The organism is Rhodopseudomonas parapalustris (assembly GCF_053772255.1).
In genome coordinates this window covers 157633-173867 of the sequence record NZ_JAMKBZ010000003.1, presented here as the reverse complement: position 1 = coordinate 173867, position 16235 = coordinate 157633, and the positions used below count along the sequence as shown (strand labels likewise).

Here is a 16235-nt window from a genome sequence, read left to right as displayed (position 1 = left end):
CGGCGTGCGATTTCGATCGCGAGGTCGGTTTCGGCCCACGGACTCTCTCAGGCACCTGTTGATGGCTCACCCTCACTCGCATTCGAGCAGCGGCTCTCCCGTCGCGATTCCGGAAGACGCGACCGCGCAGAAGGCGACGCTCGGCGGCACGCTCGTGCATCTGTGGCCGTACATCTGGCCCGGAGACCGGGCCGACCTGAAGATGCGGGTAGTGTGGGCGATCGTGCTGCTGATCGCCGCCAAGGCGGCCACGCTGGTCGTGCCGTTCACCTTCAAATGGGCGACCGACGCGCTGACCGGGGCCGACACCGCACCGTTCGAGCCGTCGAACTGGACGCTGTGGCTGATCGCGTCGCCGCTGGCGCTGACCGCGAGCTACGGCCTGATCCGCGCGCTGATGGCTGTGCTGACGCAATGGCGCGACGGCGTGTTCGCCAAGGTGGCGATGCACGCGGTGCGCAAGCTGGCGTATCGCACGTTCGTGCACATGCACGACCTGTCGCTGCGGTTTCATCTCGAGCGCAAGACCGGCGGCCTGACGCGGGTGCTGGAGCGCGGCCGGCTCGGCATCGAAGTGATCGTCAGGATGGTGATCCTGCAACTGGTGCCGACCATCATCGAGCTGTCGCTGGTGATGGCGGTGCTGCTGTGGCAGTTCGACTGGCGCTACGTCGCGGCCGTGATGGTCACCGTGGTGTTCTATATGCTGTACACCTACAAGGCGACCGAATGGCGGATCGGCATCCGCCGCCGCATGAACGATTCCGACAGCGACGCCAACCAGAAGGCGATCGACTCGCTGCTGAACTACGAGACGGTGAAGTATTTCGGCGCCGAGGAGCGCGAGGCGAAGCGCTACGACAAGTCGATGCAGCGCTACGAAGAGGCCAGCGTTTCGACCTATACCTCGCTGGCGGTTCTCAATGCCGGGCAGGCGGTGGTCTTCACCTTCGGCCTGACCGCGACGATGCTGATGTGCGCCTCCGGCGTGCGCAACGGCACCAACACGGTCGGCGATTTCGTGATGATCAACGCGATGATGATTCAGCTCTATCAGCCGCTGAACTTCATGGGCATGGTGTATCGCGAGATCAAGCAGGCGATCATCGACATCGAGAAGATGTTCGCGGTGCTGTCGCGCAAGCCGGAGGTCGAGGATCGCGCCGGCGCCAAGCCGCTGGTGGTCAGCGCCGGCACCGTCCGGTTCGAGGACGTGCGGTTCGCCTATGATCCGTCGCGGCCGATCCTGAAAGGGCTCAGCTTCGAAGTCCCCGCCGGTAAGACGGTGGCGATCGTCGGTCCTTCGGGCGCCGGCAAGTCGACGATCTCGCGGCTCCTGTTCCGGCTGTACGACGTCTCCAGCGGCCGGATCCTGATCGACGGCCAGGACATCCGGCACGTCACCCAGACGTCGCTGCGCTCGGCGATCGGAATGGTGCCGCAGGATACCGTGCTGTTCAACGACACTATCCGCTACAACATCCGCTACGGCCGCTGGGACGCGACCGATGCCGAGGTGGAGGAGGCGGCCAAGACCGCGCAGATCGACGCCTTCATCAAGGCCTCCCCGAGAGGCTACGAGACCGAGGTCGGCGAGCGGGGCCTGAAGCTCTCCGGCGGCGAGAAGCAACGCGTCGCCATTGCGCGAACGGTTCTCAAAGCGCCGCCGATTCTGGTGCTGGACGAAGCGACGTCGGCGCTCGACAGCCACACCGAGCACGAGATTCAGGGCGCGCTGGAGCGTGTGGCACAAAACCGCACCTCGCTGGTGATCGCACACCGGCTGTCGACCATCGTCGGGGCTGACGAGATCATCGTGCTGGCGCAGGGCCTGATCGCCGAACGCGGCACCCATGCGCAGTTGCTTGCGGCCGGGGGGCTCTACGCCAGCATGTGGAACAGGCAGCGCGAGGCCGAAGAGGCGCGTGAGCGGCTGGCGCTGATGGGCGAAGAGGAACCGCCGATTCGTCAACAGGACGCGTCGGATCTTGCTTCCGATGCGCCCGCCAGGCAGGCCAAGCCCGACGATGATCTGGCAACTTCGGCGGCGGCGGAGTAATCGTTGTTGCAGCGCCCTGCAATAGGCTTTCGAAGTTAGGGGACTCCCGATGTCCATCGTCAATTCCGTCCGCGCCCAGATCCCGCCGATTCATCGGGAGGGCTATCCGTTCGTCGGCGGCTTTGCGCTGGCGACGCTGATCCTGTTCTGGATCTGGTCGCCGCTCGGCTGGATCGGCACCGTGCTGACGATCTGGTGCGCCTATTTCTTCCGCAATCCGCCGCGCACCACGCCGGTCCGCGAAGGGCTGGTGGTATCACCGGCCGACGGCCGGGTGTCGATGGTGGTCGACATCATTCCGCCGCCCGAGTTGGGCCTTGGTGCCAATCCGCTGCCGCGGGTCTCGATTTTCATGAGCGTGTTCAACTGCCATGTGAATCGCAGCCCGGTGGCCGGCCGGATCGAGCGGATCGTGTATTCGCCCGGCAAGTTCGTGAATGCGGAGCTCGACAAGGCGAGCGAAGACAACGAACGAAGCTCGATGGTGCTGTCGACCGAGCACGGCCAGATCGGCGTGATCCAGATCGCCGGCCTGATCGCGCGGCGGATCGTGTCGTTCGTCCGTGAGGGCCAGCCTCTGGTCGCCGGCGAGCGCTTCGGCCTGATCCGGTTCGGCTCGCGGCTCGACGTCTATCTGCCCGAGGGCACCAAACCGCTGGTTGCCGAAGGGCAGACCGCGATCGCCGGCGAGACGGTGCTGGCCGACCTCAAGGGCAACGACACTGGACGGACCTACCGGACCGATTAACATCGGCACGGGTCGGCCCGAAGGTTGCCATGATGGCCGCGCAGGATGGTGGTTCCGAGACGAGAGCGAGACAGATGCCTTTCGATCTGAATTCCCCTGAGACGCCGCGTCGCCGGTTCGGGCCGATCCCGGTACGTTTGCTGGTGCCGAACGTCATCACCCTACTGGCGATCTGCGCCGGCCTGACCGCCATCCGGCTGTCGACCGAGGGGCGGATGGAGCTGGCGGTCGCCGCGATCGTGTTCGCGGCGGTGCTCGATGGCATCGACGGCCGGGTCGCCCGGATGATCAAGGGGCAGTCGAAGTTCGGCGCCGAGCTCGACAGTCTGGCGGATTTCGTCAATTTCGGCGTCGCGCCGGGCCTGATCCTGTATTTCTGGCAGCTTCACGATCTGAACAACGTCGGCTGGATCGCCGCGATGGTGTTCGCGATCAGCGGCGGCCTCCGGCTGGCGCGGTTCAACGCCACCATGGACGATCCCAACAAGCCGGCTTTCGCCGCCAATTTCTTCACCGGCGTGCCGGCGCCAGCCGGCGCGATCACCGTGCTGCTGCCGGTCTATATGGGCTTTCTGGGCGCACCGACGCCCCCGGCGGTACTGACCGCGGTCTACACGCTGCTGATCGCGTTTCTGATGGTGTCGCGGCTGCCGGTGTTCTCCGGCAAGACGGTGAAGATGCGGGTGGCGCCGGAAATGGTGCTGCCGCTGTTCGTTTCGGTGGTGTTGTTCATCGCGCTGCTGATCGGCTACCCGTGGCACATTCTGTCGGCCTGCTCGGTGCTGTATCTGCTCAGCTTGCCGGTCGGCTGGCGGTCGTATCGCGACCATCAGCGCACCGCGGCGGCGCAAAAGACCGCCGGAAATGCGCCCGGCCAGAAGCCGACGCTGGTCGTGACCGACCCGATTCCGCACGACGACGACCGTCCGGCGCGGCTCAACTGAGGCGCTTGCCGCGGTTTTGCGATCTGCCCGCAGACCGGAATTTTGCTGCTCCACGGCTCTGATCGTTGCTGTGGCCCCTCGCAGACCGATGCCGTTTGCTGCTTGCCTGAACCTCGGACATTCCCGAGGGGCGGCGGCAAAAAGTGAATAGTTTGTTGCTTCGTGATGGTTAGCGGCACCGCATTCCCGCCAGCCCCCGGTTAACTTTACGCGTCTTTAATGGCACGCCGCTTACGGTGGGACCGCGCAGCGCAGAATGTGCCGCGCCGCCGCCAGCGCTGGCTGGCGCGTGCCTGTGCGTGTCGGAGTACAAGATGGATCTCGCCACACTCCTGGGCCTGGTCGCGGGCGCCGCGGTTGTGTCTTCGCTCATCCTGATGGGCGGCAATTTCGGGATGTTCTACGACATCCATGCGGTCATCGTGATCTTCGGTGGTTCGTTCGCAGCGACGCTGATCCGGTTTCCGCTTTCGGCGATGTTGCACGGCCTTCCGCTCGGCGCGAAATTCGCTTTCACGATGAGCAATCTGTCGGCGCGCGACCTGGTCGACGAACTCGCCAACATCGCCGAGATCGCCCGCAAGTCCGGCCCGGTCGGTCTTGAAAAAGTCGAAGCCGACGATCCGTTCCTGGCCAAGGGTATCCGCTACGTCGCCGACGGCTACGACATCGAGTTCATTCGCGACAATCTCGAGCGCGACCGGGACAATTTTCTGCTGCACCTCAACGAGGGCTCCAAGATCTACCGGGCGATCGGCGACTGCGCGCCGGCATTCGGCATGATCGGCACGCTGCTCGGCATGGTGCAGATGTTCTCCAACATGTCCGACCCTTCAAAACTCGGGCCGTTCATGGCTGTGGCGCTGCTGGCCACGCTGTACGGCGCGGTGGTGGCGAACCTGATCTGTCTGCCGATCGCCGACAAGCTGCACGGCAAGCTGGTTGACGAGGAGACCAATCGGACGCTGATCATCGACGGCATTCTGATGATCCGCGACTCCAAGAGTCCGACGCTGGTCAGAGAGATGCTGCTCGCCTATCTCCCGGAAAAGCACCGCCACGAAGAGAACGAGAGCGTCCCGGCCTGATCGCCTAGGGACATCTTGGAAAGCGAGCGATGGCCAAGAAGAAACGCGAGGAGGCGCACGGCGGTCACGGTTGGTTCGTGACGTTCGCCGACCTGATGGCGCTGCTTCTCGCGTTCTTCGTGATGCTGGTCGCGTTCTCCACCCAGGATACTCAGAAGCTGAAGATCGTCGCCGGCTCGATGCGCGAGGCGTTCGGCGTGCAGAGCGATGCGCGCTATTCCGGCATCATCGAGAACGACGGTCTGCCGACCCGGGGCAAGGTCAAGAACACCGAACACGTCAATCCGGAGCTGTCGACCGCCAAGCCGTCGCCCGGCGAGGTGACGCGCGACGAAGGCATCAACACCAAAGAGGATCGCGAGTTCGCGATGGCGTCGGCGTCGCTGCGGCAGGCGCTGCAGAACATGCCGGAAATCGCCGAGCTGTCGAAGAACATCATGTTCGAGGAGACCAAGCAGGGGCTCAACCTCGAAATCATGGATCAGGACGGCCGTCCGATGTTCGCCGACGGCTCCAAGGTGCCGTTCGAGCGAACGCGGCTGCTGCTGCAGCGGCTCGCGGTGCCGCTACGCGCCACGCCGCTGCGGGTCAGCATCGTCGGCCACACGTCGTCCGGCTTGCTGCCGGAGCGCAGCGACTACAATGGCTGGGACCTGTCGTCGGATCGCGCCAATTCGGTACGTCAGATCCTGCAGCGGGAAGGACTGCCGGGCTCGCACATTTTCGCGGTGACCGGCAAAGCCGACAGTCAGCCGCTGTTTCCCGAAGATCCGTCGATTTCCGCCAATCGCCGCGTGACGATCACGTTGATGCGCGAGAGTCCGGCGCTGCCGCCGGGCTTGAAGCCGTAGCGCGCTGGCTGTAGCGCACTTTCTCGACGCCCGCCGCAAACGATCCGATCTCTTCCGCATCCGACATTGTCGGAACGCATGGGCCGTGGTTGCGTTGGCGACGACATCACCGCTAGTTTTGTCGGTGCCTTGGCGGTCGGCGTGGCTTGTGCGAGCGGAAACTCCACAGAGACGGTCGCGGAGGTTCGGATCAGGACCGGAATCGAGCGTTTCACCGCAGCCATGGCCATCGCCACCGCGACCAGCGAAGCCCCCGACAAGACCGGTTTCTGGGCGCTGACGCTCGGCGGAATCGGGGTGGTGTTCGGCGACATCGGGACCTCGCCGCTGTACGCCTTCCGCGAGGCGGTCGCCGGTGCGACCCATGGCGGTCCGGCCGGCCGTGTTCTGGTGCTCGGCGTTCTGTCGCTGATCCTGTGGTCGCTGCTGATCGTGGTCACCGCAAAATACGTGCTGCTTCTGCTGCGTGCCGATAACAACGGCGAGGGCGGGACGCTGTCGTTGATGGCGCTCGGCCAGCGTGCGCTCGGCCGCCGCAGCACGGTGCTGCTGGTGCTCGGCGTGATCGGCGCTTCGATGTTCATCGGCGACTCGATGATCACGCCGGCGATCTCGGTGCTGTCGGCGGTCGAAGGCTTCAAGGTCGCAGCTCCCGCGCTCGAGCCCTATGTGGTGCCGCTGACGGTGGTGATCCTGCTGGCGTTGTTCGCGGTGCAGAGCCACGGCACCGCCGTCGTCGCCCGCGCTTTCGGCCCGGTGATGCTGGTGTGGTTTTCCGCGCTGGCGGCACTCGGCGCGATGCACATCATGGACGACCCGACCGTGCTCGCCGCCATCAACCCTTGGTACGCGGCGCAATTCCTCGCCAGCCACGGTACCATCGGGCTGGTGACGCTGGGCGCGGTGTTTCTGGCCGTCACCGGCGGCGAGGCGCTGTACGCCGATCTCGGCCATTTCGGCCGTGGCCCGATCCAGACCGGTTGGCTCGGCTTCGTGCTGCCGGCGCTGTTGATCAACTATTTCGGCCAGGGCGCGCTGGTGCTGGCGCATCCCGCAGCCCTGGAGAATCCGTTCTACCGAATGGTGCCGGACGTCATGGTATTGCCGTTGACGCTGCTGGCGACCGCGGCGACGGTGATCGCCAGTCAGGCGGTGATCACCGGCGCGTTCTCGCTGATCAGCCAGGCGGTCCAGCTCGGCCTGCTGCCGCGGTTCGAAGTGCGCTACACGTCGGAGACCCACGCCGGGCAGATCTATCTGCCGCGCGTGAACGCCATGCTGCTGATCGGCGTATTGGTGCTGGTGCTGGTATTCCAGACCTCCAGCGGACTGGCCTCCGCCTATGGCATCGCGGTGTCGACCACCATGGTGGTCGACGGCATCATGGGTTTCGTCGTGATCTGGAAGCTGTGGCATTGGAGCACGGCGGCTGCGGCGCTGCTGATCGTGCCGTTCGTGCTCGTGGATGCGATGTTCTTCAGCGCCAATCTGATGAAGCTGCTCGAAGGCGCCTGGCTGCCGCTGCTGTTCGGTCTGTCATTGGCTGTGTTGATCTGGATCTGGCGACGCGGCGTGGGGGTGCTGATGATCAAGGCGCGCCGCGCCGAGGTGCCGCTCGACGATCTGATCGTCAGCCTGGAGAAGCACCCGCCGCACATCGTGAAGGGCACTGCGGTGTTTCTGACCGCCGATGCCGAGTTCGTTCCGCCTGCGCTGCTGCACAATCTGAAGCACAACAAGGTGCTGCACGAGCACAACGTCGTCCTGACCATCGAGACCGTCCACACGCCGCGTGTCGATCCCGCGGATCGAATCCGGCTGGAGCGGGTCAGCGACAAGTTCAGCAAAGTCCGGTTGCGGTTCGGCTTCATGGAGAGCCCGAATGTGCCGAAGGCGCTGGTGCTCGCGCGAGAGTTCGGCTGGGAGTTCGACATCATGTCGACCTCGTTCTTCGTCTCGCGCCGATCGCTGAAGCCGGCGGCCCGGTCGGCGATGCCGATATGGCAAACCAAGCTGTTCATCGCGTTGTCGAAGTCCGCCAACGACGCCACCGACTACTTCCAGATCCCGACCGGGCGGGTCGTCGAGGTCGGCGCCCAGGTCACCATCTGACCGGGGCGGGCCGAGGGCTTCGACCAAAGCGGCGGTGATTTTCCGCGGCGGTTCGCTTATCCAGCAAAGATGGCCGCCAAGACGCTGCAGAGCTTGATTTTCCTCGCGCTAGGGGCAACCCTGGCGCCGCAATGGTCGAGCCTCGTTCTCGGTGTTGCGCTCATCGATCCGGGCAGTGCGATCGCGGGAGATTTGAGAGTGGTAGGCCAGGTTGAAGATTTGACACCGCAGGACGTCGCCAAGGGCATCGCCGATGGGCGCTACCTGCTGGTCGACGTTCGTGAGCCGAACGAAGTGGCGGTGGAGGCCTATCCCGACGCCGTGGTGGTTCCGCTGTCGACCTTCGACCCCAAGGCGATCCCCGATCCGGCAGGCAAGCAGGTCGTATTTGCCTGCCGCTCCGGCAAGCGCTCGGTCACCGCCTCGATGGCCGCTCAGGCTGCTGGGCTGGCCTATACCCGGCACCTCGCCGGCGGCATTCTGGGCTGGAAGGCGGCTGGTCTGCCGACCAAGCCGGGTCGCTGATCCGAACCGCCGTCCGATGAGCAACAAGGTCTTCGCCGATCTGCCGGTCACCGTATTCGAAGCGATGTCGCAGCTCGCGCGCGACAACGATGCGATCAATCTGGGGCAGGGTTTTCCCGACGATCCGGGGCCGGAAGACATCCGCCGCGCCGCCGCCGACGCGGTGCTGAACGGCTACAACCAGTACCCGTCGATGATGGGGTTGCCGGAGCTGCGCCAGGCGATCTCGACCCACTACGCGCACTGGCACGGCGTCCAGCTCGATCCGATGACCGAGGTGATGGTGACGTCCGGCGCCACGGAAGCGCTGGCGAGCGCCATCCTGTCGGTGGTCGAGCCCGGCGACGAAGTGATCGTGTTTCAGCCGGTGTACGACTCCTATCTGCCGATCATCCGGCAGGCCGGCGGCATTCCGCGCCTGGTGCGGCTCGAGCCGCCGCACTGGCGGATCACCGAGGAATCTCTGCGGCGGGTGTTCAACGCCAAGACTAAGGCGATCGTCTTCAACAATCCGCTCAACCCGGCTGCGGTCGTCTATCCCCGCGAGGATCTCGAATTGTTGGCGCGCTTCTGCCAGGAGTTCGACACGGTGGCGATCTGCGACGAGGTGTGGGAGCACGTCACCTTCGACGGTCTCACCCACATCCCGCTTATCGCGATTCCGGGGATGCGCGATCGGACCATCAAGATCGGCTCTGCCGGCAAGATCTTCTCGCTCACCGGCTGGAAGGTCGGCTTCGTCTGCGCCGCGCCGAAGCTGCTGCGGGTCGCCGCCAAGGTTCACCAGTTCCTGGCGTTCACCACCGCGCCGAACCTGCAGGTCGCGGTCGCCTACGGGCTCGGCAAGTGCGACGATTACTTCCTGCAGATGCGCAAGGATCTCGCCCGCAGCCGCGATCGGCTGGCGCAGGGGCTGTCCAGCATAGGCTTTCCGGTGATCCGCTCGCAGGGCACCTATTTCCTCACCGTCGATCTGTCGCCGCTCGGTCTCAACGAGACCGACGAGGCGTTCTGCAAGCGGATCGTCACCGACTACAAGGTCGCGGCGATTCCGGTGTCGGCGTTCTACGAGGAAGAGCCGGTCACATCTGTGGTGCGGTTCTGTTTCGCCAAAAAGGACCAGACGCTCGACACTGCCCTCGAGCGCCTGTCGGATGCGGTTCACGGGCGATAGGGATTCGATGATGCGTGACACGATGCGGCGGCGACTGCTGACTTTGGGCGCGGGGATCGCGTTGTCGGTGTCGCTCATCCTGCCTGGCTCGGCGCAGGACCGCACCGTCAATTTCTACAACTGGTCGAACTACATCGCACCGGGCGTCCTCGACGACTTCACGCGCGAGACCGGCATCAAGGTGGTGTACGACACCTTCGACGCCAACGAGACGCTGGAAACCAAGCTGCTCGCCGGCAAATCCGGCTACGATGTCGTGGTGCCGACCGCGTATTTCCTGCAGCGGCAGATCACCGCCGGTGTGTTCCAGAAGCTCGACAAGTCGAAGCTTCCCAATCTCAAAAACGCCTGGGACTTCGTCACCGACAAGCTGGCGCTGTACGATCCCGGCAATCAGTTTGCCGTCAACTACATGTGGGGCACCACCGGGATCGGCTACAACGTCGCCGCGGTGAAGCGGGTTCTCGGCGACGATGCCGCGATCGACAGTTGGGAGATGATCTTCAAGCCGGAGAACCTGGCGAAGTTCAAGGAGTGCGGCGTCCATATGCTGGATTCCGCCGACGACATCCTGCCGGCGGCGCTGACCTATCTCGGCCGCGATCCGAATTCGACCAACAAGGACGACCTCGAAAAGGCCGCCGAAGTCGTCGGCAAGGTGCAGCCGTCAGTCCGCAAGTTCCATTCTTCCGAGTATCTGAGCGCGCTGGCGACCGGCGAAATCTGCCTCGTGGTGGCATGGTCGGGTGACATCAAGCAGGCGCAGTCGCGCGCTGCCGAAGCCCATAACGGCGTCGAGATCGGCTATGTGATCCCCAAGGAAGGGGCGCAGATGTTCTTCGACAATCTGGCGATCCCTGCCGACGCCAAGAACGTCGCCGAAGCGTATGAACTGATCAACTTCTTGTATCGGCCGGACATCGCCGCGCGAAATTCCGACTTCCTGTCCTATGCCAACGGCAACAGGGCCAGCCGCGAGTTCATCAACCCGCGGGTGCTGAACGACAAGGCGGTTTATCCGGACGATGCGACGCTGGCGCGGCTGTTCGTCATCACCGCGCGCGATCCGGCGACACAGCGCAGCATCAACCGGCTGTGGACGCGGGTGAAGACGGGGCGCTGAGCGCCCCGCAAGCAATCAGCGGCTCGCCACCTTCCGCGCCGGCGGCTCGATACCGCCGGCCGGTTCGAGGTCTCTGAGATCGACCGTTCCCGGCAGCGCATGGTCCGACCGTTTGTCGCCGACGCCGCGCATCGGGATCGGGCTGACCGGCGCGCGGTCGTGCCGTTCGATATCGCCGCGCAGTAGTCGCCACGCCCATCCGGCGGTGCGCCGATAGGTCTGGGCCAATCCGATCATGCCGTAGATCTGCGCGCCGGCATCGACGATATGCGCGCGGAATTTCAGCCAGGCTCGCCGCCGCATCCGCTTGGCGGGCGAGAAGTGCGCGACCTCGTGGGCGGGCCGGGTTTCGGCACTGGAGAACACGTCGGCGGACTTCGAGAACACCAGCGCGCTGAGGAAGCGGATCGGGTTGAAGAAGTAGGTGTAGGCGATCAGCAGATTGAGCTGCTTGAGCCAGGGCCGAGGATGCTTCGATGCGACGACGTAGTTGCCGTCCATGATGTGCGGCTCGACGGTGACATCGCCGGCGCGGCTGAATGCCATGCCGGACTGGAACACGTTCTCGTACCACTTCGAGCCGGGAGCGGGCGTCAGCATCATCACCTGGGTGGTGATCGAGCCCGATTGCCGCAGCAGCCGGATCTGATTGATCAGGCCGTAGTTCGATTTCCACGTCACCAGCGGCTGGCTGTCGTGGTGCATCATCATCGGCATCGGCAGGATGTTGTTTTCGCGCAGCAGCCGGAAGGCGAGCTGGGTCTTGTCCTTGTCCTGCGCCTTCTTGACCAGCGTTGCGGTCATGTCCTCGACGCCGAGCCATACCGCGGCGAAGCCTGCGTCGCGGATCAACGGCAGATGATCGCGCATCCCGACGGTGTCGTGCACGGTGACTTCGGTACCAAGGCGCACCTTGCAGAACGGCCGTTCCGACCGCTTGCGCGCCAGCGTACCGGCGATGTCCAAGGTGCGCTTGGTGTCGTTGAAGAAATTATCGTCGGCCCCGAAGAAATGATAGATGCCGAAGGTGCTGGCGATCTGTCCGATTTCCTCGGCGATGCGCTCGCCGCTCTTGGCGCGGAACTGCGATTGGTTGTAGGCCGGGATCGGACAATACGAGCACCGGAACTTGCAGCCCGCGGTCATCACGATGCTGGAGATCGGACTGTACCGCTTCACCCGGTTGGCCGGCAGCGCTTGGCTCGCGAGCGTGGCGCCGTTGCTCGGTGGCTCCAGCAGCTTGTAGCCGTGCACCGGGTCTGGCAGCTCGTCGAGATCGCCGAGCAGGCGCTGCACACCGGTGTCTACCAGTTCCTCGATCCGATCGCCGCGCGGCGAGGGGCGGCCATAAACGAGCCCCGCGACCTCGTCCAGCGCGCCGCCGTCGCGGGCGCGCTGGAATACCGACCGCATCGACTCGCCGGCCGCCCGCATCGACAGCAGCACTTCCAGCAGTTCGAGGAAGACGTACTCTTCGCCGCTGACGGCGACGTCCGCGGACGCGCCCGGGCCGACATTGAACACATGCCAGGGCTCGTAACGGATGCGCGGGCCGCCGACCATGATCAGGGGCCGCTTGTCCGGGTCGATCTGGCAGGCCTCCCGGATCAGGCGATCGCATTCGGCCGAATGCAGATGCATGCTGGAGATCAGGAACAGATCCGGCATGCGGCCGTCGAGGCGCATCTGCAGCGGGCTGAAGTTCCGGTTCCACTGCTGCAGCACGATCCGGGTCTTGTCGAAGCCGACATCCGCGAGCGCTGATCCGATCGCCCGGACCCCGCCGGGCGCCATGCGGGTATCCGCGAGCACGAAGGGGAGGACTCGGGTGCGATGATCGAAAGCACTGACGATGACGCTCGTCAGGTCATGCTGCCCTGAGAGCCGGCGAAGGCGCGCGCGCAAGCTTGCCATCTTGCCGGGAACCAGGAGTTCATCACCACGGGCACGCCTTGGAAGTTCCATGTATTTCCTCGATCCAGGTGGACGGCCGCAAAGTGATTTGCGCGCGCCACTGTGAGGTTAATACCGGGATGGGTCAAGTTGACCGCCGGCCGCAGGAATATCGGTTCTGTCGGTTCCTTTGCTGTCCGGGAGCTTCACTATGTGAGCAGATCGGATCAGTCAGCGCGGACATTCCGGCAATGAACGGCGCCGTCGCGGTCAGGCTTGGTGGGCCGGGCACGCCCAGGACGGAGCGCACCATGCACGAACTAAGCCGAACTCGAACAATCAGACGGCGCCGAAGGTACTAAGCGCGGACTATGCGGATGACTAGCGCCACCTGCGGTGCAGCCAGAGCCATTGCTCGGGCGTTTCGCGGATCCAGCTCTCGACCACCGAGGTGACGGCCTGCATCGTGCCCTGAATGTCGATCCGGCCGTCGGCGCCGCGGATCGGTTCGATCTCTTCGGTGAGCTCGGCACGGAATCGGCCGTCGGGCCGGCGGATGACGCGCGCGCCGTGCAGCGGGCACTCGATCTGCCGCAGCAGCTTGGCCAGCAACGGATTGGCTTTGGCTGTGCGGCCGAAGAAGGTGACGTCGACCCCTTTGGTGAAGTGCTGATCGATCAGCATGCCGACGTGCTTGCCGTCCTGCAGCGCCTTCGCCAGCTTGAACGGCGCGCTGGAGCCGGCAGCGACGAGCTGCCCCATCTTCACCGAACGGATTTCCTCGACGATACGGTCGGCGGCTTCGATATTCGGCCGGCGGTACAGCACTGCGGTGTCGAGATCGTGCGCGACCGCGGCGACCGCGGGCAGTTCCCAATTACCGAGGTGGCTGGCGAAAATCAGCGCCGGCTTGCCGTCGTCTCGCAGCTTTTCGAACAGTTCGAGGGACCGCGGCGTGATCTCGATGCGGCTGCGCTCTGGATACTCGACGTCGTAGTCCCACGCCGAATCCAGATGCGCGAATTCGGCTACGGCGCGCCCTAGATTGTCCCAGACGCCGGAGAGGATCGCTTCGATCTCCTCGGGCGACTTCTCGGGAAACGCTGCGGTCAGATTGTCGCGGCCGATCCGCTGCTCCGGGAGCCATGGGCCGAACTTGCGGGCGATCGCGCCGAACAGCCTGGCGCTCTTGTCCGGATCGAACTTCCGCGCCAGATGCACCGCTCCGATCGCCACCGGGCCGACGATCTTGCTGACGAGGCTCTTGGCCGCGCGCTGGGCGCGCAGCTTGGCGCGATAGAGGGCGACCTTCATCAGAACCGGACGATGATCTTGCCGAAGACCTGCCGGCTTTCCATCCGCTTCAGCGCCGCACCGACATCGTCGAGCGGCACTTCGGTGTCGATCACCGGCAGCATCCCGGCAGCCATCTTGTCGAGGCTTTCGGCGATGTTCTTCATCGTCGCGCCGAACGAGCCGAAGATCTTGTACTGCTGCTGGAACAGCTGCATCAGGTTGATCGTGGTGGTCGGACCCGAGGTCGAGCCGCAGGTCACCAGCCGGCCGCCGCGCTTCAGGCTGAGCAGCGAGCCGTTGAAGGTGTCGGCTCCGACGTGTTCGAACACCACGTCGACACCCTTCTTCTTGGTGATCTTGCGGCACTCGTGCTCGAAACGGTCCTTGCGATAGTTGATCACGTGATCAGCGCCGAGCTTCTTGACGCCTTCGATCTTGGAATCGTCACCGACGGTGGTGATCACCGTGCAGCCGATCGCCTTCGCCATCATGATTGCGACGGTGCCGATGCCGGAGCCGCCGGCGTGCACCAGCACGGTCTCGCCGGGCTGCAGCTTGGCATTGTCGAACAGCATGTGCTGCACGGTCGAGAACGCGATCGGCGCGCAGGCGGCGTCGCGCAGGTCGACATTGTCAGGAACCAGGATCACCAGACGTGCCGCGATATTCATCAGTTCGCGTGCGAAGCCGTCGACGTGAAAGCCGATCAGCCCGCCGACGTTTTCGCACAGATTGTCGCGACCTTCCTGGCACGCCTTGCAGTGACCGCAGGTCAGCGCGCCGTACATCACGACCTTCTGTCCCGGCTTAAACGCGGTGACGCCTTCACCGACCGCTTCGATCGTGCCGGAGGCCTCGGCGCCGACCACGATCGGCAGCTTGCGCTTGACGAAGGCCATGCCGCGATAGCCCCACACGTCGATGTGGTTCAGCGCCACCGCGGCGATGCGGACCTGCACTTCGCCGGCCGCCGGGGGTGGGGGAGACGGCAGGTCGGCGACCACGAGATTGCGATCGGCAACGAGGGTGAGCGCGCGCATGGGTATCGTCCGAACGGTTGGAGGCTTGCGCCCTGCGTATCGCCGCTGGCGGCCGCGGCGTCAACCGCGGCTGCCGGAACTGCGAATCGCAGGCGATCAGGCCGGTTCGCGGGTCAGGATCAGCGAGGCGTTCTGGCCGCCGAACCCGAACGAGTTCGACATCACGGTCGTGACGCGGGCGTCGCGGGCCTGATTGGGCACCACATCGAGCGGGATCGCCGGATCCGGCACGTCGTAATTGATGGTCGGCGGAATCCGCTGATGCTCCAGCGTCAGTAGCGAGAAGATCGCTTCGACCGCGCCGGCGGCGGACAACGTGTGGCCGACCATCGATTTGTTCGACGACACCGGGAGCGACGAGGCGCGTTCGCCGAACACGCTGGAGATGCCGAGATACTCCATCTTGTCGTTCTCGGGCGTGCCAGTGCCGTGGGCGTTGATGTAGTCGATCTGATCCACGCTCATGCCGGCGTCGGCCAGCGTCTTGTTGATGCAGCCGATGATCGGCTTGCCGTCCGGGCTCGAGCGGGTGCGGTGGAAGTTGTCGGCGAGTTCGCCGCAGCCGGCGATCACGCCGAGGATCGCGGCGCCGCGCGCCACCGCCGACTCGTAGCTCTCCAGCACCAGCGCGCCGGCGCCTTCGGCCATCACGAAGCCGTCGCGGTTCTTGGCGAAAGGCTTCGAGGACGCCTGCGGCGGATCGTTCTGGGTCGACAGCGCCGATAGCAGCGAGAACCTGATCAGCGCTTCGGCGTTGACCGAGCCGTCGGTCGCGACGCACAGCGCGGCATCCGCTTCACCGCGCCGGATCGCTTCGACACCGAGCTGAATCGCGCTCGCGCCCGAGGCGCAGGCGGTCGACAGCGAGATCGGCGAACCCTTGGTGCCGAAGGTATCGGCGAGATGATCGGCGACCGAGCCGAACAGAAAACGATGGTGATATTGCGTGAAGGCACCACCGCCGCTGACACGGAGCAGGGCGTCGTAGTCGATCGCGGTGTTGGCGCCGGTGGCGCGCGCCAGTTCCTGCCGCGGCAGCCATTCCAGCTCGACCGGCGCGACCGCGAGAAACAGCGGGCCGGGGAAGTCACCCTTGCGGCCGATACCGGACTGCGCAATCGCCTCCTCGGTGGCGAGGTCGGCGAGCTTTTCACCGAGCACGACCGAGGAAAACGGCTCGACCGGGACGAAGTCCACCGTGCCGGCCATCGTGCTCTTCAGCCCGTCGATCGGGAAGCGGGTGATGGTGCGGATGCCGGATTCCCCGGCGGTGAGCTTGGTCCAGTTGTCGGTCTTGCCGGCGCCGAGCGAGGTGACCACGCCCATGCCGGTGACGACCACGATCGGCCTGCCGAATTTGTCCCGCGTCACGGTCATTACGT

Annotated in this window: 13 protein-coding genes; 9 read left to right on the top strand and 4 right to left on the bottom strand. The window is 64.9% G+C overall.

Features of this window, described 5'->3' with window-relative positions; all coding sequences use genetic code 11:
* Positions 1–61 precede the first annotated feature (61 nt).
* The 9 genes from M9H71_RS04305 (at position 62) to M9H71_RS04265 (ending at position 10624) form a co-directional block, all read left to right on the top strand.
* Positions 62–2059, top strand: a complete 1998-nt coding sequence (locus tag M9H71_RS04305; RefSeq protein ID WP_455403850.1) for an ABCB family ABC transporter ATP-binding protein/permease — start codon at positions 62–64, stop codon at positions 2057–2059.
* 49 nt (positions 2060–2108) lie between these two features.
* Entirely contained in the window at positions 2109–2807 is a 699-nt protein-coding gene (locus M9H71_RS04300; RefSeq protein WP_455403849.1) for a phosphatidylserine decarboxylase, read from the top strand.
* Between the two features lie 74 nt (positions 2808–2881).
* A complete protein-coding gene (gene pssA, locus M9H71_RS04295) occupies positions 2882–3751 on the top strand; it encodes a CDP-diacylglycerol--serine O-phosphatidyltransferase (protein ID WP_455403848.1) in 870 nt (289 codons plus the stop codon).
* Between the two features lie 314 nt (positions 3752–4065).
* Positions 4066–4839, top strand: a complete 774-nt coding sequence (locus tag M9H71_RS04290) for a motility protein A (protein ID WP_114358274.1) — start codon at positions 4066–4068, stop codon at positions 4837–4839.
* 29 nt (positions 4840–4868) lie between these two features.
* Positions 4869–5690 (top strand): OmpA/MotB family protein, encoded by an 822-nt coding sequence (locus M9H71_RS04285; RefSeq protein ID WP_455403847.1) that lies wholly within the window; start codon positions 4869–4871, stop codon positions 5688–5690.
* Positions 5691–5912: 222 nt separating this feature from the next.
* Positions 5913–7802, top strand: a complete 1890-nt coding sequence (locus M9H71_RS04280; RefSeq protein ID WP_455403846.1) for a potassium transporter Kup — start codon at positions 5913–5915, stop codon at positions 7800–7802.
* A 198-nt stretch (positions 7803–8000) separates the two neighbouring features.
* The gene (locus tag M9H71_RS04275; protein ID WP_455403963.1) at positions 8001–8327 is read left to right on the top strand and encodes a rhodanese-like domain-containing protein; all 327 of its coding nucleotides are present in this window, start codon (positions 8001–8003) and stop codon (positions 8325–8327) included.
* A gap of 16 nt (positions 8328–8343) precedes the next feature.
* Positions 8344–9501 carry an aminotransferase gene (locus tag M9H71_RS04270; protein WP_455403845.1) on the top strand — a complete coding sequence of 386 codons (1158 nt, stop codon included), beginning with the start codon at positions 8344–8346 and terminating at the stop codon, positions 9499–9501.
* A 7-nt stretch (positions 9502–9508) separates the two neighbouring features.
* The gene (locus tag M9H71_RS04265; protein WP_455403844.1) at positions 9509–10624 is read left to right on the top strand and encodes a polyamine ABC transporter substrate-binding protein; all 1116 of its coding nucleotides are present in this window, start codon (positions 9509–9511) and stop codon (positions 10622–10624) included.
* Between the two features lie 15 nt (positions 10625–10639).
* Here the strand turns inward: M9H71_RS04265 and M9H71_RS04260 are convergent, their stop codons facing one another.
* The 4 genes from M9H71_RS04260 to M9H71_RS04245 form a co-directional block, all read right to left on the bottom strand.
* The gene (locus tag M9H71_RS04260) at positions 10640–12418 is read right to left on the bottom strand and encodes a B12-binding domain-containing radical SAM protein (RefSeq protein WP_455403843.1); all 1779 of its coding nucleotides are present in this window, start codon (positions 12416–12418) and stop codon (positions 10640–10642) included.
* Positions 12419–12898: 480 nt separating this feature from the next.
* Positions 12899–13831 carry a lipid A biosynthesis lauroyl acyltransferase gene (locus tag M9H71_RS04255; protein ID WP_455403842.1) on the bottom strand — a complete coding sequence of 311 codons (933 nt, stop codon included), beginning with the start codon at positions 13829–13831 and terminating at the stop codon, positions 12899–12901.
* Complete coding sequence (locus M9H71_RS04250) at positions 13831–14853, bottom strand: zinc-binding dehydrogenase (RefSeq protein ID WP_455403841.1); 1023 nt, start codon at positions 14851–14853, stop codon at positions 13831–13833. The genes M9H71_RS04255 and M9H71_RS04250 overlap by 1 nt, the downstream gene beginning before the upstream one ends.
* A 96-nt stretch (positions 14854–14949) precedes the next feature.
* Positions 14950–16230, bottom strand: coding sequence for a beta-ketoacyl-ACP synthase (locus M9H71_RS04245; protein ID WP_455403840.1), 1281 nt, complete (start codon positions 16228–16230; stop codon positions 14950–14952).
* Positions 16231–16235 lie beyond the last annotated feature (5 nt).